This window comes from Pseudoalteromonas sp. GCY, from assembly GCF_016695175.1.
In the GTDB taxonomy this organism is placed as follows: Bacteria; Pseudomonadota; Gammaproteobacteria; order Enterobacterales; family Alteromonadaceae; genus Pseudoalteromonas.
Genome location: NZ_CP068023.1, coordinates 2,200,025 through 2,221,386 on the forward strand (window position 1 = coordinate 2,200,025; position 21,362 = coordinate 2,221,386).

The window sequence follows — 21,362 nt, forward strand, 5'->3', positions numbered from 1 at the left end:
CCTGACCAATAGCTGAAATGTCAGAATTCATAGAGCTCTATATTTGCACTCTATCAGGTCAAAAATTAGCGCTTATTCACTTAATTGTATTCACTTAATTTAATAAGTCACTTTATTCACTTGGATGATAATGGCGAATACCATTGTCATCCACCATGACGTAACAGCTATCGTGGTTTTGAAACGCTTTGTAAAACACCTCATCATAAAGCAGCTTTTCACTTTTCGTTTCGCCACCAACTCCTTGATAACTAACCAACATGTGACATTCGTGACAAATAAGCGGATTCACCAAGCGCTTATCAGCAGCTTTGACTACTGCGGTTACTTCATACACTTTACCGTGCTCTTTATTTTTGAACCAAGTCATACACTAATTTCGCTCCAATTAAATCACTTAATGCTGTTCCTACAGACTTAAACAAAGTAATTTCGTTCTCGTTACTTCGACCTAGGTTATTTTTAGTCATTTCGCTAAGCTCTGCAACCACCTTATCGGGGCTAAATTTACCTTCACTGATCGGTAACAACAATTCGCCCGCCTCGTTCAATACATTGGCGCGACTATCTACAAAAACGCGACTCTTAGTTACCGTTGTGGTATCAATTTCTCGACAATCTTTATGGTGATTGCCAATGCAATCTATATGCGTGCCATCGCTCAGCCACTCTCCATTGAACAAAGGCGTATGGCTGCCTGTTGCACAGCTGATCACATCTGCTGAAGCAATAACAGACGCTGTTGCCTCCTGATACAGTGCAAATTCAACCTCCGGATGCTGCGAGGACAATAGATCCAGCAACAGGCGTCCTTTTTCAGAATTACGTGCAATTATCGAAACTTTACTATAATTTCTAACACTTAAATGCGCATTAATCATGTAACTGGCTAAATTGCCTGAACCGAAAAAAATCAAATGTTTGGCATGCTTAGGCGCTAAATATTCCGCGGCTAACGCTGACACAGCAGAGGTTCTCCACAACGTCACTTCTGTGCCGTCCACAAGCGCGAGCGGCTCACCGAACTGCCTGGAGAACAGCATGATTTTTGAGTAAAGGCTGGCTTTATCATGCTGGTTGTTATCAGGGAAATAGGTAAACGCCTTTACGCCAATCACATCGGCATTCCAAGCAGGTAAAACAGCAAAAGCGTCATGATTGTTGTGACTATTATCTAGCTCAAAAACTTGCCGTGTTGGTGTACCTGCTGGTTGCGCGAAACCCTGTTTAAGCGCCTGAATTAAACTTGGGTAGTTGAGGCTATCCGCGACTTCTTGGCGAGTAATAATTTGCATCATCATTCCTTAGTTCGTAAGCTGAAATACTTGTGGCGCGTGGGTTAAGCATTCAAAACCATTTTCAGTCACTAATATATCTTCTTCCAAGCGCACACCACCATAATTTGGAATGTAAATACCCGGCTCTATGGTAATGATATTGCCAGCATCTAATTGGTGATCTACCCCAGGTTTAATAAACGGCTGCTCGTGTAGAAATAGCCCCACACCGTGACCAAGTCCCTCACCTGCGTATTGTGAAAAGTCACTATGACTTAACACATCGTGTGATGCGTTATTTAAATCTATGCAGTTAACGCCCGCTTTTATTAGCGCCAACGCAGCTCGCTGCGCATGTTGAACCGTGTCATAAATGGATTGTTGTTGCTTTGTAGGCTCCCCTAACACGTAACTTCGCGTCATATCAGAGCGATAGCCGCTTATCACCGCACCAAAGTCGATAAGTACCAAATCGCCTAGGTTAAGTTTTGTCTGTCCTGGGTTTCCATGCGGTAAGGAAGAACGTGCACCAAATAATAGGATTGTGTCAAAAGAAAGACCTTCGGAGCCTAGCTTTTGCATCTGATACTCAAGCTCAATTGCCGCCTCTCGCTCAGTGATCCCTACTTTTAACAAAGGCAGTGTATGGGCAAGCGCCGAGTCAGCTATCTCGGCGGCACGTTTAATACAGTTAATTTCATAACTATCTTTAACTTGTCTTAGTGATTCCACCCAAAGCGGCGCGGCAACAAGCGTGGTATTTTTTGCGCTGATGTTTAATGAGACATAATCTGCGTGACTGATTTGATGCGCTTCAAATGCAAGCTGTCGCGGCTCATCCAGTAATCTAAAAATACAATCAGGTAACGTTTCTTTATCACGATTTCTTAAAATAACTTCTACTCCCACCGCTTCATCGCTAGCACGCTCAAAGTAACGATAATCGGTAATGAGTCGGTGTTGCCCATTTGAAGACATCAACAATGTTGCTGCATGACCGGTAAAGCCAGTTAAATATACAATATTCTCGTAGCCATAAATAATGATAGCGTCACTTTGATGTTGTTGTAATTTATTGACTAAGCGTTGCTGTCTGGCTGCGTAATCTACATTCATCGTAATTAAAACTCTCTTTGTATTGCGTTATTTTGATTTAAGTTAAACGGATCCTTAGAACTAATACAGCTCCTTGCTATACTTTTTTGAAAATAAGCCAAACACTTTGCTTGGCTTAAACCAAGGGCTAGGTGCATGGCACCCAGTCTTGGCTATCACCAGGGAAACTAGAATGTAAACCTTGCAACCAACGACGCGTAACGCTCAGTTTGTCGTAACGTTGTAATGCCGTAGTCAGGATTAACGATTAAGCCATTTGCACCATCTAAAGATCGCTGTTCATTGATCCCAAGCGCTTTATCACTGTTTAGTAGGTTATAAACGGTGCCCTTGAGTAACAAGTCATGTCCCATGATATCGGTAGAGTAACTGAGTGATAAGTCTACCGTGGTTGCCCAAGGAAGATTACCTACACTACCACGAGGGGCTGGGTTACCATTTTCGTCGTAATGCGAAACATGGCCGTAATATTTACTCACGCAAGCATCCCAAGGGTTACCAGGCGCACAGCTATCTACACCGACAGGGTGTTTTGAGAAATAGTTAGTCGGGCGACCTGATGACGTTCTTGCAACCAGCCCTAGAGTTAACTCATCAGTGATATCGTAAGAACCTGATACTTTTATTGAATGGCGATGGTCGTTCGGCAAATTACCATACCCGTGATCCATCAGATCCGCGTAATCATAGGAAGTTGTCCAACCTGGATCTGCCTGATCGTTATCGGTTTTCACTAAACCTTCTGTATTACCATAGCTATGTGACCAAGTATAAGAAGAATTAATCCGTAACTTGTCGGTAATATTTCCTTCTAGGGTAAATTCCAGTGCCAGATATTTACGTACAGCTTGTTGCAGGGCAAGCTCTTCTGCACTGAGTGTCACTTCATCGACTTGGCCATCGCCATCAAAGTCATAACTCATGGTGATCGCTTCACCTGGGTTATTTAGTACATAGTAAGACCCCTGGCCGACATTATCTTGAATACCTAGTTCAGCCAATTTCTTTGCAAGTACAGGGCCGACATCCGTATCTTCGACACTGCGTCCAAGATCTCGATAAATCGCCCTAATCCCAAATGCCATGTCGTCAAAAACTGTGGTCTGATACCCTAAAGTCAATTCATCAGAATACATTGGCTTAAGGGTGGACGAAGCAATCAAACCGGGCTCTGTAATTCCGCGTTGGCGCCAGCGTCTATCTCGAAGCATGTCCCCTCGACTTGGCGAGCCATCACTTAATAAAACAGGATAGCCATCACTGTCTACTTGATCTAGGTCGAAATACTCAAACCACTCTACTGAAGCCGAGCCTTGAGTGATGTTCATGTTGGCAGACACAGGTTGAAAGTATCGCCCGTAAGTAAAGAAAACTTTGGATTCGCCATCACTATTTAGGTCATAAATCGCTTGAAATCTAGGCGCAAGTTGGTTATCCATATCAACAAACGCTCTGCCGTCGGTGACGGTATTTTCAAACTGACTATAACGCAGGCCTAGATTTAAAACGAGTTGGTCGGTGACTTGCCAAGAATCATTGACGTAGAAAGCAAGCGAGTTAACCTCAGAATCAACCGTCCTAGTCCTCACTCGGCGTTCAATATAATCTTGACCAAGCGCAGCACCGGAAATACTCCCTTCACCAGCGGTTTTAATAGTCCACCAGCCTTCTGCATCACCAAGACCATTTTGACCTTCAAAATAATCTACTGTGACTTTGGTATAATCGACACCAAACAGAATGGAGTGGTAGTCCAAATCGATATTAAAATCTATTCTCGCTTGGTCACGGATAAATTCTTGCTCAGAGACACCGCTTGCCGTGTGGCTCGATAAGGTAACGAACCCCTCTCTTTCATCCCAAACACCAGGCATAGTTGAAGCAACGATGTTTTCTACATTTTCTGTGACTCGACCAACTACCGCAGACACCGAGAAGAAGTCTGAAAAGTAGCCATTATAGTTGATGCTGTAAACCTTACCGCCATCTTCACCGGGAGCCGCTACACCTTGTTTATCACCAATCGCATCGCTTTCCCAATCATAGGCATAGGTTTGTCTCGTCCATTCTCTTTTGTTATTCATGGCTGAAAAGCCGATTGAGTGGTCTTCATTGATGAACCAATCTAGTTTTGCAAACCAGCGGTCTTCATCTCGGCTTCTGTCATTGAAGGTCGTTTGCCCAGCCCAGCGATTAACCTCTCGCCGAGGCGCATACAGGCCATAGTAAAATAAGCTGTCTTCAATGAGTGCGCCACTCGCCCAGATTTGCAGTTCTTTGAACGAGTCATAATCTTGCTCGGTATTTATATTGATGGTGCCATTATCTAGATAATTAGAGTCGTGATAACTATGACTTGATGAAGGATCGACCCTCACTTCCGCCCCTAAGTTAAATTCGTTATCACCAGATTTAGAGATTGCATTAACGATCCCCCCTAGTGCGCCACCAAATTCAGGGCTAATTCCCCCCGTTTTGATTTGGGTTTGCGAAATGGCTTCCCAAGGCAAGCGAATAGAAGCTAAACCCGTTTGAATACTCGTGACATTTAGGCCATTAAAGTAATAGCCATTTTCTGCTGACGAAGAACCGCCAAAGCTTGATGCACCACGAAATGAACTACCACCAGGTTCAGCAGTACCCGGTGCGAGTAACGCAATACTTTCAAAGCCGGTGTTTACTGGCATAACTTTAAGCTCTGCGTCTGTAAAGGTTACGCCAGCCGTTGACGAGGCCATATCAACACGTCGGATAGCCGTACCAGTCACCGCTATCCGCTCTATATCCTGTCCTTGTTGTAATAGTTGAGCGTCTAAGATCAGCGCCTGTCCAATATTAAGCTCAACATCCTCTTCAATAACGGTTTCAAATCCTGCTTTATTAATTGACACGCTGTAACGACCAACAGGCAGATTACGTAAAATGTATTCGCCCTTGCCATTAGTTTGTACAGCAAACTTCAGCCCCTTAGTTTTATGTGTAAAGGTCAATTGAGCCTGCGATAACTCAAGACCTTGACCATTAACGATGCTCCCTTTCACAGTGCTATTGCCATCTGCAGCAAATGCAGTAGTAGTCCCCAATGCTAGAGCAAGTGCTGATGCTGTGAGTGATTTACACAGTGTTTGCGCTGTTTTTTTGTTATTACGCATATTGTTGTCCTTTTGTTCCCATTGATTTGAGTGTTTTTTTGGTAACGAACAAACAATACACAATAGATATATTGTATACAATATTATTTATACAAAAATCACCTAAAAAGATAGTAACACTATGATTTAGATGAAGATTATTTATTAAATTTTTATTTCAGCCCGTTTTCGATACCGCTTGTACTCAGTGAGAATGGCTTGAAAAGTAGGTAGAGTCTCATCTAACCCAATGAATTATTTGATATATTCAAAGCTTAATCTAATTTGATTAATGTCTATACCAGTAAAATTGGATTCACTTCAACTCGGCTGCTAGCGAGAGCGTTTTACTCAGCCTTCAACTTACTCGTTTTACGTTTCATATATATTCGCCCTAGCCCAATCAAGTTACTCACCAAAAAAGTACTTTCTAACACAATCGCCATAGGTGATCCGATATAGCAATTATGTATCAGCCAGCACACCGTACCTAACATCATCACACACCGAAATACCACCTGCTCGCGAATAAATGCACCTAATGTCAATAAAACACTGCCAAAAACAGCATAAAGTTCGTAATTTGCATTTAAGTGTACTAAAGGTGGCACTGTATTGAGTAGTAGAAATCCAATAAGTAAGCGCTTTGACTGCGACTTGATAAACACCAGATATCTGAGGCTCGCAACCGCCATAAGCAAAGCACCAGCCGTAGCATCAAGTAGATAGAAGTGAATTGCGGTAAGTGCAGTCGACAAGCTTAGTGCCAATAACACCTGCTGCCGTTTCATAAATTGAAATGAGGCGAGATCGAGTAAAACAGCAACAGTAACCAAAACTTGAGATAATAAGAACATGACAAACTCCTAAAAGAAGCATTGTCACAGGCAGTTAGCTTGCTGTAATTCACCTAAGTTAATTTTCAGCCGTTATTTTCTTAAACGGTACTTTTATCGTAATTTCGACACCTTGTAATTTCGCCGTTTTACAGCGGATCTCGCCTTTTAAAAGTTGCGTTACCAAATTATAAACAATATGCATGCCTAATCCGCATCCGCCTTGATTACGTTTTGTGGTTACAAATGGCTCAAATAAGGTCTTTTGCATTGCTTCGTCCATGCCGACACCATTGTCCCGGTATACAATAGTCCAGTGGCTATCAGTCGCCTCGACTAACACGCTGACCGTGCCAGAGGCACTCCCCTCAAAGCCATGGATAACGGAATTGTTAAATAGGTTTGCCATTATTTGATAAACCGCGCCTGGATAGGTGGAGAGATTTACATCAGCATTCCCATCTATAGACAAATATACTTCTTTATTTTTAGCCAATGGTTTTAGTGAATCGAATACATCATTGATATATTCAAGCAGGTTAATATCACGCTCCGTCTCACTGGATTGATCTACTGCGACTTGCTTAAAGTTACTAATAAGGCTTTCTGCTCTTTGCAAATTGCGACTGATCAGCAGATAGCCTTCTTGCTGTGCATCGATGGAGGTGACCAAGTCTTTTTGCTTAAGGGTTTTATTCTCAAGCTTTTCTACCAGCTCAGATAAACAATCTTCATTATGCGAAAGTGCAGTGATAGCTATACCTAACGGGGTGTTGATTTCATGCGCGACACCCGCAACCACAACACCCAAAGAAGCCATTTTTTCACTTTCAATCAAGTCTTCTTGCGCTTGCTTTAACTCAAACATTGCTTGCTCAAGTTTCTGATTCTTTTTATAAAGCTCATCGGTTCGCATCGAGACTTTTATCTCAAGTTGCTCGTTTAACGACTGCAAGGCTTGTTGATGTGCTTTCAAATCAGCAATATCTTTCAGTGCCCCCGCTATCCGCGTTGCTCTACCATTGTCATCTCGGGCCACCACCTTTCCTCTATCTAATACCCAAATCCATTCACCCTGTTGATCTTTGACTCGAATAGACAGTTCATACACGTCTTCACGTCCGTCTACACAGGATTGCAGGCGCTCCTCAAGTAACACACAATCCTTAGGGTGTACAAACTGGTCAAGCTCATTGAGAATAAGTTTATCTTGGAGTTCACTAAAGTCGATCCTTGGATTCACGCTGTAGCGATAAATTTTACCCGACTCAACATGCCAGTCCCAAAGTTCATCACCACTCGCCCACAACGACAACTCCAACCGCTCTTGTAACGCTGACATTTTCTGATTATCCCGCAGTACTTGTTGATAGCGCCGTTGTCTCGCTCGAACAAATGCAGCGATGATCAGCACAATGACTAAGGTGTAAAGAGTTTTCGAGTATGCATTCCACCAAATTGGCGCGGCGATATAAATACTAAATTCATGAACGGGCGACTGCATATTAAAACGATTTATGGTATAGGTTTCTACTCGATAGGTGCCGGGTTCAAGCTGGAGTAAGTTTATTTGCCGTGCTCCATTTGCAAGTTTTAACCATTTGTCGCTTAATCCTTTAATACGGTAATAAAAGTTCAGCTTCTCAGAACCAAAATCTAAGCTTGAATATTGTAGCGATATAATATTTTGGTCATAGCGTAGCCGCAATGAACCCGCAAGCTCTGGTGCGACCGTGAGGATCCCATCGAGACTTGGCTTTAATGGCTCGCCCAGTAATTCGATTGTGGAGACCAAAATAGGTCGCGCGGTATTTGAAATTGATACATTCTGAGGAAAAAATTGATTAAAGCCTTTGGCCCCGCCCATAAAAATTCGACCATCAGGGGCTTTCCACGCGGCATTGTAGTTAAACTCATGGGCTTGCACACCGTCAATGGGTAGAAAATTATCAATGGCAAAATCCATAACATTAACGCGCGATAGCCCACCACTGGTACCAAGCCACATATATTCATAGTCATCATAAACCAGCCCCCATACGGCTTGGTTCCCGAGTCCTTCTTGCTCACCAATAGTACGAACAACTTTCATTTGTTTATCTACTAAACTAATACCCGCTTCACTTGCAACCCAGATACGTTGCCACGGATCTTCATCTATCATAAAAACCAAATTCGACTTTAAGCCATCCTGCGTGGTGAGGTTATGAAGCTGACCTTTACTAAATTTGAACAAGCCCTCACCTATAGAGCCAAACCATAAGTCCTGCCCGACCACTTTAAACGACGACACATGTGAAGGCGCATCTGAGCGATTTTCAAAAAACTGAACCAAAGTTTGAGACTCTTCGTCGTACCTCATTAGGCCTAGTGTCCTTGAACTCACTAAGATTTGAGACTGGTACTCGATGACATCATTGAAACTGAGTTCGGGGCCATTATCAGAGCCTGGCATCAAATGGCTGTATTCCCCTTGGGTTAAGACATATCTAACAACACCATCTCCTCTTGTTGTTACCCACAAGGTATCATCATAAATCTTTACTTGAGTGATAAAGCTTCCTTTGATTGCAGATAAACTCGGGAAAATTCGATGCGCTTCGATAAAGCTCGATTTTTGATAAATATATAAACCGGATGACGTACCTATCCAAAAACGCTCACTACTGTCTAATGCGAAGTTCCTAACATCAGGATGCCCCAATGGGGCGTGCGGAAAGTTTTGTTCACCAACATGCCCGAACGACTCGCTCAGTTGACTAAAAAAATGCAGCCCCTGAGATTCCGTACCAATCCATAAATCGCCATTTCTATCTCGTTGAACGCTCAAAACATTGTTGTCTTGTAGTCCATCATATTGCTCTGCACGACGATACCAATGGCGTTTGATATTGCCTTGCAGGTCTAAAATAAACACACCCGTATTGGAAGCAACGAGTATTTCATTCGCCCTTACTTTAATTTGATGAATGCTGAGATTTACTTTCGCGCTGACCGACTTTTGCCATTGCACTTTATTAAACTGAGTGTCGAAACTAATGATTTTATCATCCGCATCAACCACAAATATCCGTCCGTGGGAAAGCGACAATGTTTTAAACTCACCTTCCAACAAAATATTCGCTCCGACTTTGTCTTTTGGCTGACTGACTAAGCCATCTGCATTGAGGTAAACAAACGCATCCCTTGTTTCTTGGACTTCACGAACAAATTTACCGGTTAAATAGAGTTTTTCAGGCGTTAAGGTTTGGTAGTTAACTCGGTAAGCCTCGCCCTCTTCTGTTGATACAGTGACTGATTCACCATAACAGGCCACTTTTTTTACCCTATCGGAGCTAACCGCCTCATTCTGCGCCGCTAAGATAGAGCGAAAGATCCCTGCTTCAGTATCGTAAATGCTAAGCCCAGTACTTGTTCCAACCCAGATATATTTGCCACTGTGGCATAGTGAGGTAATAAAGCCACCGGAGAGATGATGTTTGGAGTTCTGTTTTACTTCAAATTGAACAAAATCATGACCATCAAAACGATTTAGGCCAGATTGTGTGCCAACCCAAATATACCCGAGTTGATCTTGCGTAATGGCAGTGATAGTGACCTGACTGAGGCCAGAGTTATAGTCATAGCGCCTCATAACCTGCGCCGTATCGCTAAATTCGGGAAAACTGGCGGCACAAGGAAAGCTCGGTAATAACAATAGCAGCAACACACAAAACCATTTCAGTGTGCTGTATGGTACAACGAACAAAGACATGCGCTTGAGTAGAGTCATATAGTCGAGATGTTAGCCCGCGTTATATTAACTATAGCAAAAGCGAAAAAGAGCATGTGTTTTTTGATGGGTTTAGCGCATCACGCAAGCTGATACGTGCAGCCAAGCTAAGCTACAAATAGCTGAAATCCGTTTATTCAATCCTCAAATCTATTACCAAGACTTATAACTCAAAATGACTGTGGATCCCCGTGCCGTGCAGTAGCTCATACTTTTCTAGTAAGCCGTTTTCAAGCGTTACTAAGCTAATCGCAGAATCAGACACCAAATAGCCATGTTTTTTTAGCGATGAAGGATGCTTACTTACAGATAGCTGCCAACGTTTCGTAAAGAGATTCAGAGGACTATATTTGGCATATAAAATCGTGTCCATCTTATCTAAAATATTGATAAGCGGCTTTGGAAATTCATTTTTTATCCCTGATGCAGTTAACTGCCAAATGCGGTTATCATGACGACCAAAACGTGCCTGAACCGAAAAGCAAAACGAATAATGTACATCGCCGGAGAGTATAATTGTTTCTTTAGGTGTATCTGGACGCTTAAAAATTTCAATGAGCTTTTTCGCAGCTCCTTCATGTGCCATCCAATTTTCCACATCCACCATCAATGGCTCACCACAGGTGTTAAATATGGCTTGTATGGTTTCGATTGCCTTTACCCCAAATACTGGCGCAGGGCTTACCATCAATACTGCATTGTGGTCAATAAGCGTGTCTTGCAGCTCCATCAACATTTCCCAGTCGAGTAAACCACTTGGTTCATTGAAATCCTGTTCATTACGCCAGCGATGTGTACGGGTATCTAACACCACCACTTTTGGAAAAGTATCTAAACAATAGTGCCAATGTGTGAATCGACGAACTTGTTTGTCAAACGCCGAAAAGTGCCATTCATTGTCAATCAGGCTTGAATTAAAACCTGATGTCAGCGCACCGCTATACTCAAACGCATCATTACCAATGCCTTGAAACAGCCAATAGCTAATGATGCCATTACTGATTATGCGGCGACTCACTTTGTGGTTTGCAATTGCCTGTTCCCATTTAGCCGTCAAGTTCCAATCATCGGTCACATCATGGTCATCAAACATCATCAGAACGGGCACGTTCGCACACAACCGCTCAGCACTAGGCAACGTATCAACAAAGCCTTTGAGGGCGTCAAGTTCGGACTCAAATATTCGCCTAACTTTGTCGTTGCCACCGTCATAATGAAGCGCATCAAAGTTAACCAACTGCCAAGCAAGATGAGAGAAGTTTAACAGATAACAGGCGACAAATTCTTCGAAGAAAATTAGGTGATTAAAGGCCTTAACACTAGAAAAGTGCGGTTCATCCTTTCGAAACCAGTAGCCCGGTGAAAACTTTGAGCGTTCCTGCCATGGCGTCTTCGGTAGATATAAGTGACGATGGTAAAGCTGGGCTTGTTGATCAGCAGGTAGGTGCATTGGCAATTTGGTTTCTTTAAACAAACCTAGCCTTGCTATAAGTTGGTGAATAGCCAACAACATGGCACCAGCAACATCATCTGCATAGATCTGATCGCCAGAAAAAATACACAAGTCAGCACCTAACTCACCAAGCTCGCGTTGCTGCTCCTGCCACTGATCCGCAGTATGTAGACTGTCTTTTGCATGGTGATGCGGGTTACGGCATGAGCCATGTAATATTTGATTCAGTTTAGCAGGTATCGCAAAGCTAAGCTCTTCTCCGTAGCGCAGATAATCTGGCTTATACGCAGCACCGTTAATGAGCACTTGATACTCGAGCAATTGCGCTGTAGGCAATGCCTCTTCGCTGCATATCATCAAAAAATGCAAAAAGCAGGCTGCACCGAGCTGAAATGTCTCAACCTCACATCGACATTGATGGGCCAATAGCGAAGCCGAGATGTCCACGGCTTCACAAGTAACAATCTGGATGCAAATTTTATTCTGCTCAGCTCGGCGAACCAGCGGGCCCATCAACACCTGAGGTAGCTGATTAAGTTGTGCTACCATCTTGGCGTTTCACCAAATTAAATAAAGAGTAAAAGTTATTCGTGGTTTGCTCTGCAAGCGCTTTGTAGCTCACTCCTTTTAAGTCAGCAATATAATATGCAACATCTTGTACATAAGCAGGCTGGTTAGTTTTGCCACGATGCGGTACAGGCGCAAGATAAGGTGAGTCGGTTTCAATAAGCAATCGGTCCATGGGGATTTGCTTAACGACTTCCTGAAGCGCCGTCGCATTTTTAAATGTCACGATACCTGAGATTGAAATGTAAAAACCAAGGTCTAGTGCCTGCTTTGCCATCGGCCAATCTTCGGTAAAACAGTGCAACACACCACCGCAATTTTGCGCATTGTGGGCACGCATGATGTCTATCGTGTCGGCTTTTGCATCACGAGTATGAATGATCAGTGGTTTTTGCAGCTGATTAGCCACATCGATATGTCCAGCAAAGCTTTCTTGCTGTACCTGATGCGTATCTTTTGAATAATAATAATCTAATCCCGTTTCACCAATAGCAACGACTTTATCATTACTCGCCAGTTGCATTAGCCTTTCAACATCCAATTTATCTTTTTGATCCAGAGGATGTACCCCACAAGATGCAGAAACATCATCAAAATGGGCTATTTTTTCTAACATGGATGGAAATTGGTCTAGCGTCACGCTAACGCATAAAAAGTGTTCTACTTGTTTTTGTCTCGCGTTGCTGAGTACTTCTTCAAGGCTTAGGCCTAACTTTTCAAAATCGAGTCTATCTAAATGACAGTGAGAGTCTACAATCATACTGGCTCTACATGGTGTAAGTTGGTTTATCTGAATGCAAAGTTGCACCCAAAAGCTTATTTATTTTATCGTTCAAAGCTGGCGCGTCAACAAACGCAACGCCAACCCCAGGTGGATTAGAATTTTGCGCGCCTTGCGGTGTTAACCAAGCAACGACAACTTCAACTTCGTCCGCTTCTAGGGCATCTGGTAGGGTGACTCTGAGCTTTAATTCTTGCCCCATATCAAAATGGGCATTGGACTTGATAAATATGCCACCGGATTTCAGAAATGGCATATAACAACGATATAGCTCATCTAAATCTTCAAAATCCGCAAGTAACTCTTGCATGCACCACCTCTTTATAGCTGTTTTTGTAAGGCAAAAAGTAAATTAGAAATGCTAAGGTTTTGATTTAACCCTAACACATTTTTCTGTTCGTACATAAACCGATGTACTAAGCTCACTAAGTCTTGATACTGGGTAAAACTCAAACCATTCCCTTGTGTCATCGCCCCTTTAAGACGGTTGAGCAAAAAACGGGCGAATACATCACTCATTGCGCTCTGCTTTAATAAAATCTTTTCAACCGTTTGCGCACTCTCTACCGTTAATTGATTCGCCGCATGATAAAGCGCAGTCACATCGTCAAGCGCACCTTCTTGTTGCCACGCTTCGATAATAAATGGCTGTAGAGAAAATTCATCAAACCAAGGAAAATCACAAGCGACATTTTTAGCAGCCAACCACTGCGCAGCTTCTGCTTGATTGGGCGAGTGAATCGCCACTTTATTACAACGGCTCAAAATGGTGGCAGGTAATTTACTGTCATCATCACTGGTAACGACCAAATAACGATTAGCATTTGGCTCTTCAAGTGTTTTTAACAGCGCATTAGCGGCTGAATGGGTCATCAAATGCGCTTGTTCAATCAACGCGACTTTATTGCCACCTTGCTGCGCAGAATGGTTCAAGAAATGCGTAATTTCTCGAATTTCATCCACCCCGATTGATTTTCCCTCTGGCACTACAGTCAGTCTATCTGGGTGATTACCAGCTAAGTTCAAGTTACATGGCTTACATTGCCCACAGGCAGTGAGATTTTGTGGATGTAAGCATAAAAGTGCATCTGCCAAGTGCGCCGCAAGCAGAGACTTTCCCACGCCTTTTTTACCCGATAACAACTGAGCATGGTGCAAACGACCATTGTGCTGTGCCCGAGCAAGATAACTCAAAGCGCCGCTGTGCCAACTTGGAAGCAAATTATTCATTGCCATCCACTGTAAGGTGTGTGGCTATCAAGCTATCAAGTAGTTCAATACTTTGCTCAAGCACTTGTGCTTTACTTTGACTGGCATCAATCACAGTAAATCGTTCAGGGTCATTCTTCGCTTGAACGAGATAACCCTCACGTGCGCGCTGCAAAAATTGTTGCTTTTCATCCTCGAGTCTATCTAGCCCCTCACCTCGCGATTTGACTCGCTTTAAGCCCTCTTCTGGGTCCAAGTCCAAAATCAAATTCATGTCTGGACGAAAATCGCCGAGCGCAAGCTGATTAATGGTTGTGATGGTGGCAAGATCTAGCCCTCTTGCATAATGTTGAAAACTAAATGTTGCAGCGTCAAATCGATCAGAAATAACGACTTTGCCTTGCTCAAGTGCTGGAATAATTTTTTCACGAACGTGCTGAGCACGCGCAGCCCCAAACAACATAAGTTCCGTCATGTCTGCCATTTCGGGGGTTGAGGGATCTAGAATGATTTCTCTGATCTTCTCTGAGATCTCTGTTCCACCGGGTTCACGAGTCATCACGACTTCAATACCGCGTTGTTTTAAATGCGCTTCCAATCCGGCAATAACCGTTGTTTTTCCAGCGCCATTGCTGCCATCGCAGGACAGCATAAACCCTTTTTTCATAGCAAGGATGTACTCATCATTCTTATTTGGCTGTCATTTTATCGTGTTTTAGTGAATTATTAAATTATTCACTAGTGAAATAGAATTGAATTGTCTAATAAATTGAATTTGTCATTCTGAAAAGAATTTAAAACAGTAAAATTTGGTCTACAATAACAAGCACATCCGATTAGTTTTATGTAAGAAACGCCCAATGCCGAGCAACATTAACATGCCTTTTAGGTCCATAAAGGAAGCGTACTGATATGCCGGGTCAAATGCTTTGCTTGGTGTTCATGTTACTTCTTCTGGTTTATAGCTCAGTCAATGCACATGCAAGTGAACCGCCAGAGATAGATGTCGCGGTAGGACTTGAAAACTTTGATTTTCAGCCATTATTTGAAGAATTTAGTGCAAAGACGGGTATTAAAGTTAATATTCTTGCCTTTAACAACAATCAGTTAAAAAGCGAGTTATTGTTGTATGCAGATGCCCTGCAACTACCGGATGCCGTTATTATTCCCAGCGATTATATGGGATTGTCGGAACTGCAATTTTCTCAGGTGCCAGAGTCTTGGCTAAGCAAAAAGCTCACACAAAAAGTCATTGAAAACAGCAAGGTCAATGGTGAGCTGAGGGGCGTGCCAATTATGTATGGCAACCATCTTGTACTCTATTACAACCGTGCACTTGTGCCACACCCTATTACCGACTTACAAACCTACGCACAGCAAGCGGTAGCAGACCAACCTACGCTCGGCTGGAATTTTTATGAAATGTATTGGTTTGTGACCTTTGCAAACGCCCTCCAGCCTAATCTCATTCAGGAAGGCGTACCACAGCTTGACACCAAAGCGATGCGCCTCGCAATTTCCAATTATCAATCATTACTCAACAGCGGCATCATAGACGCTGACTGTGTATACCAATGCTTAATGAATCGTTTTAAGACCGGCAAGCTCGATTATTTTGTGAATGGAATTTGGGCATATCGTCAACTTAAAGACAAGCTTAAAGACGACCTAGCCATCGCGCCTTTACCGAGGTGGGGTAATCATCAGCTGATGTCTCTAGCATCGTCTCATGTACTGGCTTTTCCTGCCAATGGCATAGAATCTAAAAAAGGTCCGCATCTAAAGCTGCTTGTTGACTTTATGCAAAGCCAGAAGGTACAAGATAAACTGTGGGATGAGCTCAATGCGCTGCCAGCAAACGGCGACAGCTTAGCTGAACTGACAAAACGCGGCGACAAAGCACTGTCTCAACTGATTGCATCTCTGCATGAAACCTATCCACAACCGAATGAACCTATTATGGCCTATATTTGGGAGGCTATGCTTAAGGGACTAACACGCTATTTAGGTGGTGTGTATAGTGTCGAAGAAACGACGCAATATATGCAATTTATTGTCACAAAGTCGGGACAGAATGAAAGCAAATCGCAGCATCGTTGATGAAATAAAAAGAAAAATTACGGCATTATTCTCTCTGTTCCTCGTTGTACTGGTTGCGATGGTTGGCTTTTCCCTGATGCAACAAAAGGCAACCTTAGAGCAAGAAGACGTTAAACGCACTGGCGCAAGTCTTATCAGCGATTTTAAAGCGCAAGTCAATGAGCTTATCTATCAAGTTGCACCATTAAGTGAAGACCACATTTTATCTACCTTACCGAGCGATCTACTGTTTACTCAATACGCGGTTAAGGCGCTAACTAACTTAGTCGACAATACCGACATGGTGAAGTCTGCGTTTATCAACGATGGCTCCGTGTTTACCGTAGAGGGATATCCTTTTGATACCCTACGTTGGAACAACTCCGTATTTAGCGAGCATGCTAACAAGGTCCTCTCGCAACAGCTACGCACTTTAAGAATCGACAAACTGGTTGTCCCAGTTGAAAGCATTGAAAAAAAACCGTCTGATCAGGCCAAGTTGTTTCTCGCCATTCCCCTTAGACAAAAATTATCATCGTTAATGCGTCCTTATAAATATACGGGTGTACTATTCCTCGAAGTCGATCTTGGACCATTTCTAGATTCCAATCAGGAAAAAGGCTCTATCTGGCTCACCAGTCAAGACCTTGTGCTTGAAGGAACACATTCCTCAAATGCCACTGAAGGTGTATACCGCAGTCCTATTTATTCACTAAAAGACGATTTTGTAGAACTTGATTTACAGCTACAACGAGAAGCCGAAGTATACAGTAACGACATTTTACGCGCGGTGTTATACATAGTGCTTATCGGGTTGATGCTGGTGGTATTACTTACCTGGTATTTACGCCGATTAGCAAAACGGTTGACCAATCCGATGCAAGCACTTGAACGCCATTGTGAACGACTGAAACGAGGACATTACGTTTCTGCGAAAAGCGATTTTGAATTTAGAGAATTAAGAACGCTCCAAGTGACCCTTAACCAACTTGCGAAACAAATCAAAGAGCAGATCAGCTCTCTTGAAAGTGAAAAAATGAAAGCGCAAAGCTCTGAGCGGGCAAAAAGTCACTTTTTGGCGAACATGAGCCATGAATTAAGAACGCCACTTAACGGTATTTATGGTGTATTTCAGTTAATGAAGCATCATAGAAATGCAGCAGACTCCAAAGAACTCATTGCACAAGGCATGACATCCACAGAAACATTACTTAGCTTACTCAATGATTTACTTGATTTCTCTAAAATTGAAGCTGGTGAATTAAAGATGGAATCAGCGACGGTGGATGTCAAAAGTATTGTCACTGAAGTAAAACAAGAGTTTGTCCATACTGCCAGTACTAAGCAAATCGACCTGATTATTCATACTGAGGAACTCGCAAACCCTTATCGACTCGGTGATTCGCTGCGTTTAAAGCAGATACTAAGAAATTTAATATCCAATGCCGTTAAATTTACCAGTGACGGATCTGTAACCGTTATACTCCAAGATGGCGGTAAGCATCTCTCCATCCGTGTAATAGATACTGGCGCTGGTATTTCCGAAATCGCGCTAAAGAAGCTATTTAATCGTTTTCAACAGGCAGACTCGTCGACCACCAGAAAGTATGGAGGAACTGGTCTTGGACTTGCAATTGTAAAACAACTCGCCGAGTTAATGGACGGCCGTGTTACGGTGACGAGTCAAGAAGGTATTGGCAGTGAGTTTACAGTTGAACTCGTACTCGAAATTTGCGACGCACCAGAACAATCTATCATGCAAGACTTGCAAGATATACCCGCCTTGAAAGATAAAAATCTGCTACTTGCTGAAGATAATCCACTTAATCAAAAAATATTTAGTGCCATGATTAAACCAACTGAAGCGAATCTTGTCATAGCTCAGGATGGTGAAGAAGCGATTGAGCTTTACCACGAATTGAAACCTGATATCTTTTTTGTAGATATTCAGATGCCAAAAAAAGATGGCCTAAAAGTATGTTCAGAAGTCAGAGAACAAGATAAAACAACCCCGCTTGTTGCCGTCACGGCCAACGTGATGTCGGGAGATTTAGAAAATTATCAGCAACTTGGATTTGATAATTGTGTTGCAAAACCGATAGATATGAAAAAGCTTTATGAAGTGATAAATACGATTGTGAGTTAACGGTCAATTTCGCCCCATTTTATGTGGCTAGATGTAATAAGCTAAATTGAAGAAAGTTCACCTAAGTTACAATTGAATAACATCGTAAAATTCTTATAATCTTAGCCTGTAATTAGGGCCTGTTGATCTTTCAAGTTTGTTTTTGCAGCAGTTTGACTGGTATTTATACAAGGCAGAGCCTGCGTAGCATAGTCATTCTATGTAAGTCTGGCGATAACACAGTAGAAATGCCAGTCAAGCGCTGCCCTTTGGGTTCACCTGAGTGCGCTTTGTTCATTGTTGCTCAACTTTTGCCTAGATTACTAGGCGGCAAGTCGAGCGTCGCGATCAAAACACACTCAGAAGAACAAAAATCAAACAGCAAAGGTCAACAGGCCCTAGTTAAAAGCGCAGACATTCACCTCAGGTAAACTTCTTCTCGTGCAACATTCAATTAGCATTCAAACCTTTATACCATCAGCATTTTTACCTGCACTAGTTGCATGGTTTCATCGAATTTATTTCATAGGAGTCAAAAGGAATGACAACCATCGTCTATAACGCGAAAACAGCAGAAATCGCCTGTGATAGTAGAACCACTACCGACAAGATCATCGTTACCGATAACGCCCAAAAGTGGTTTGATCATCATGGTTGGAGAGTGTTTTGCACTGGGCAAACATGCGATATATACAATTTGCAGCACAATTTTTCAAATAATCAATTTGATACGATTGAGAGTTTGGAGTTCATTAAATACCACCCCAAAAAAGGCGTATGGTATGGTTGTGTAAAAAGGGGCACCTGTAAATCTGAACCCTTAGCGCAATCTTATGCCATCGGCTCAGGCCAACAAGCGGCAATGTTTGGTTTACTCAATGGCTATAATACGGTGGAAATCGTTGAGCAAGTTAAACGTGTTGATTTTAGAACGGGCGGTGATATTCATTGCTTTAATGTCACCGACCCGTTAGAAAACACATAAGCCAGCGTCAAAATACGCTGGCTTTGAGTCGCTTGAGTGAGTTAAATAACTGAAAGCTCAACCGCGATATTGCCACGAGTAGCATTTGAATATGGGCAAACTTCGTGAGCTTTTTCAACGAGTGACTGCGCCGTGTCTTTGTCTAAGTCGCCAACCGATACCGCCAATTTCACCGCTATCCCGAAGCCACCTTCAATTGGCCCAATAGACACTTCAGAGTTAATATGTGTGTCTTCTGGCAACTTGATCTTTGCTTTGCCTGCCACCAATTTTAATGCGCCAATAAAACACGCCGCATAACCTGCTGCAAACAATTGCTCTGGATTAGTCCCTTGCCCGTCATCACCACCTAAGCCTTTTGGTGTCGAAAGCGCAACATCAAGACGACCATCGTCAGATTTCGCCACACCTTCTCGGCCACCTGTGGCAGTTGCTTTCGCCGTATATGCAATACTTTGTAGTTCTTTCATTTCGTTCTCCTAAGTTTGTGCTTGTAGAGTACTCACCTACACCCTAATGCAGCGAGGCTTTACTCTAGATGAAGTAAAATCAATTAAATACTTATTTTGCATGCAAAATAATAGAGTCAATTTTTTAGAATTGCAAATACTTTGCATGCAAATTAAAATATAGCTTAGCTACTTTGCAGGAATATGTAATGAACTACCCTCAACTAAAACTAGATGCCCAAATCTGCCACCGTCTCTACATGGCTTCTAATAGCATTGCCCGTGCTTACCGAACATCTTTACAAAAACTCGATCTAACCTACCCTCAATATGTGGTCATGATGGCTCTTTGGGAGAAAGATGAAATCAGCATTGCTGAGTTACTAGAGAAAACGGCCATAGATGGCGGTGCTATGACGCAAATCTTAAAAAAAATGACTGACAAAGCCCTGCTTTGTATCGTTAAAGACGAAAAAGATAAGCGCAAACGAGTGGTAAAACTACAAAGTAAGGGTCATGATCTGCAACATCAAGCTGCCACAATTCCCGAGCAGATCCGCTGTAAGTTTCCAAGTATCGACGATCAAAAAGCACAAGTACTTATTGAATTACTAGATTCGATCAATGGTGATTTGGCTTAAAGTATAAATCAATAGATGGTCATTGTAGCGCGCGTTCTAAATGTGCCAAAAACGCTGATATTTTTTTGGCCAGATGTTTACGGCCAGCATAGAACGCATAAAGCACAAGGTCTTCCGGTTGCTGCTCTAACTTGATTGGTATCAGCGCGCCTGACTCGATTTCTGCTTTACAGGAGTTCAGTGGCAAGATGGCAAACCCAACCCCAGATAGCGCGGCAGACTTGGCTATAAAGCCACTGTTTACCCTGAAGTTCGATTTAACATTCACAGTCGTTAATCTTCCTTCCTTGTTGGTAAATATCCAAGGTGTACCGTTTACGGCGGTGAGGGTTGAAATACAAGGGAGAGACTGTAAATCTGCTAATCTATACGGCGAAGAATGCTTCTCTAGCAAGCTGGGAGCTGCCACCACAACGCTTGGTAATCGAGCCAGCTCTTTAACCACCCAATTGCTATCCTCAAGCTTGCCACGATGAAAGTAGAGCACGACATCAAAGCCATCTAAAAGATTTTCTCTTGGGCTCAGGCTGGTATCACAGCTTATTGAAATTAATGGATGCGCAGCGCGAAAGCTTACCACCGCTTGGCCAAGTATTGGGATATCGGGCATCACTATACGCAAATGACCCATTGGCGTAGAGGCATGTTTATTGACCTCTCGCAACGCATCCGACAGCGAATCGATTAACGGCTTAGTACTCACATAAAGCTGCTCACCCGCCTCTGTAACTGAGATCCGTCTTGTCGTTCGTTCCAACAATCTTGCATCAAGCTTTTCTTCAAGTAATGCGATATGACGGCTTACGTTGGAGGTTGGGATATCCAGAAACTCAGCTGCTTGTTTGAAGCTTAAGCATTCATAGACACAGTGAAAACTGTTAAGCCACTGAGGATCAATCTGATCAATCATTTTATTAGCCCAAAATATGGGTTTATCAATT

General features: G+C 42.7%; 18 protein-coding genes. 5 read left to right on the plus strand and 13 right to left on the minus strand.

All coding sequences use genetic code 11. The features are described from left to right. Positions 1-112 precede the first annotated feature (112 nt). From JJQ94_RS14975 to tmk, 11 genes are all read right to left on the minus strand, one after another. Complete coding sequence (locus JJQ94_RS14975) at positions 113-370, minus strand: hypothetical protein (RefSeq protein WP_017217477.1); 258 nt, start codon at positions 368-370, stop codon at positions 113-115. Beyond that, on the minus strand, positions 351-1,295 hold the full coding sequence (locus JJQ94_RS14980; RefSeq protein ID WP_099029142.1) for an ornithine cyclodeaminase family protein: 945 nt from the start codon (positions 1,293-1,295) through the stop codon (positions 351-353). Before JJQ94_RS14980 ends, JJQ94_RS14975 begins: the two co-directional genes overlap by 20 nt. A gap of 9 nt (positions 1,296-1,304) precedes the next feature. Continuing rightward, positions 1,305-2,393 carry a M24 family metallopeptidase gene (locus JJQ94_RS14985; protein WP_099029143.1) on the minus strand — a complete coding sequence of 363 codons (1,089 nt, stop codon included), beginning with the start codon at positions 2,391-2,393 and terminating at the stop codon, positions 1,305-1,307. A 167-nt stretch (positions 2,394-2,560) separates the two neighbouring features. Then, on the minus strand, positions 2,561-5,545 hold the full coding sequence (locus JJQ94_RS14990) for a TonB-dependent receptor (RefSeq protein ID WP_099029144.1): 2,985 nt from the start codon (positions 5,543-5,545) through the stop codon (positions 2,561-2,563). Between the two features lie 326 nt (positions 5,546-5,871). Beyond that, positions 5,872-6,381, minus strand: a complete 510-nt coding sequence (locus tag JJQ94_RS14995) for a YgjV family protein (RefSeq protein ID WP_099029145.1) — start codon at positions 6,379-6,381, stop codon at positions 5,872-5,874. Between the two features lie 58 nt (positions 6,382-6,439). Continuing rightward, positions 6,440-10,069: a sensor histidine kinase gene (locus JJQ94_RS15000; protein ID WP_099029146.1), complete on the minus strand. Its 3,630-nt coding sequence runs from the start codon at positions 10,067-10,069 to the stop codon at positions 6,440-6,442. 226 nt (positions 10,070-10,295) lie between these two features. Continuing rightward, the gene (locus JJQ94_RS15005; protein ID WP_099029147.1) at positions 10,296-12,134 is read right to left on the minus strand and encodes an alkaline phosphatase D family protein; all 1,839 of its coding nucleotides are present in this window, start codon (positions 12,132-12,134) and stop codon (positions 10,296-10,298) included. Next, positions 12,118-12,912, minus strand: a complete 795-nt coding sequence (locus tag JJQ94_RS15010; RefSeq protein WP_099029148.1) for a TatD family hydrolase — start codon at positions 12,910-12,912, stop codon at positions 12,118-12,120. Before JJQ94_RS15010 ends, JJQ94_RS15005 begins: the two co-directional genes overlap by 17 nt. 7 nt (positions 12,913-12,919) lie before the next feature. Then, entirely contained in the window at positions 12,920-13,243 is a 324-nt protein-coding gene (locus JJQ94_RS15015) for a PilZ domain-containing protein (RefSeq protein WP_010372542.1), read from the minus strand. An 11-nt stretch (positions 13,244-13,254) separates the two neighbouring features. Beyond that, positions 13,255-14,163: a DNA polymerase III subunit delta' gene (gene holB, locus JJQ94_RS15020; RefSeq protein WP_099029149.1), complete on the minus strand. Its 909-nt coding sequence runs from the start codon at positions 14,161-14,163 to the stop codon at positions 13,255-13,257. Further along, positions 14,156-14,809, minus strand: a complete 654-nt coding sequence (gene tmk / locus JJQ94_RS15025) for a dTMP kinase (RefSeq protein WP_099029150.1) — start codon at positions 14,807-14,809, stop codon at positions 14,156-14,158. Before tmk ends, holB begins: the two co-directional genes overlap by 8 nt. Positions 14,810-15,054: 245 nt before the next feature. Between tmk and JJQ94_RS15030 the strand changes: the two genes are divergently transcribed. The 4 genes from JJQ94_RS15030 to JJQ94_RS15040 all read left to right on the plus strand — a co-directional run bounded on the left by JJQ94_RS15030 (position 15,055) and on the right by JJQ94_RS15040 (position 19,331). Continuing rightward, the gene (locus tag JJQ94_RS15030) at positions 15,055-16,242 is read left to right on the plus strand and encodes a sugar ABC transporter substrate-binding protein (protein ID WP_099029151.1); all 1,188 of its coding nucleotides are present in this window, start codon (positions 15,055-15,057) and stop codon (positions 16,240-16,242) included. Next, positions 16,217-18,367: an ATP-binding protein gene (locus JJQ94_RS15035; protein WP_099029152.1), complete on the plus strand. Its 2,151-nt coding sequence runs from the start codon at positions 16,217-16,219 to the stop codon at positions 18,365-18,367. Before JJQ94_RS15030 ends, JJQ94_RS15035 begins: the two co-directional genes overlap by 26 nt. A 227-nt stretch (positions 18,368-18,594) precedes the next feature. Then, positions 18,595-18,777: a hypothetical protein gene (locus JJQ94_RS24375; RefSeq protein ID WP_088530756.1), complete on the plus strand. Its 183-nt coding sequence runs from the start codon at positions 18,595-18,597 to the stop codon at positions 18,775-18,777. A gap of 110 nt (positions 18,778-18,887) precedes the next feature. Beyond that, on the plus strand, positions 18,888-19,331 hold the full coding sequence (locus JJQ94_RS15040; protein WP_099029153.1) for a hypothetical protein: 444 nt from the start codon (positions 18,888-18,890) through the stop codon (positions 19,329-19,331). Positions 19,332-19,372: 41 nt separating this feature from the next. Here JJQ94_RS15040 and JJQ94_RS15045 read toward each other — a convergent pair whose 3' ends face one another. Further along, positions 19,373-19,801 (minus strand): organic hydroperoxide resistance protein, encoded by a 429-nt coding sequence (locus tag JJQ94_RS15045; protein ID WP_039497861.1) that lies wholly within the window; start codon positions 19,799-19,801, stop codon positions 19,373-19,375. A 188-nt stretch (positions 19,802-19,989) separates the two neighbouring features. Here JJQ94_RS15045 and JJQ94_RS15050 point away from each other — a divergent pair, with 188 nt between their 5' ends. Continuing rightward, the gene (locus tag JJQ94_RS15050; protein ID WP_099029154.1) at positions 19,990-20,421 is read left to right on the plus strand and encodes a MarR family winged helix-turn-helix transcriptional regulator; all 432 of its coding nucleotides are present in this window, start codon (positions 19,990-19,992) and stop codon (positions 20,419-20,421) included. A gap of 19 nt (positions 20,422-20,440) precedes the next feature. On the opposite strand, the gene JJQ94_RS15055 is transcribed toward JJQ94_RS15050, so the two are convergent. Continuing rightward, positions 20,441-21,331, minus strand: coding sequence for a LysR family transcriptional regulator (locus JJQ94_RS15055; protein WP_099029155.1), 891 nt, complete (start codon positions 21,329-21,331; stop codon positions 20,441-20,443). Positions 21,332-21,362 lie beyond the last annotated feature (31 nt).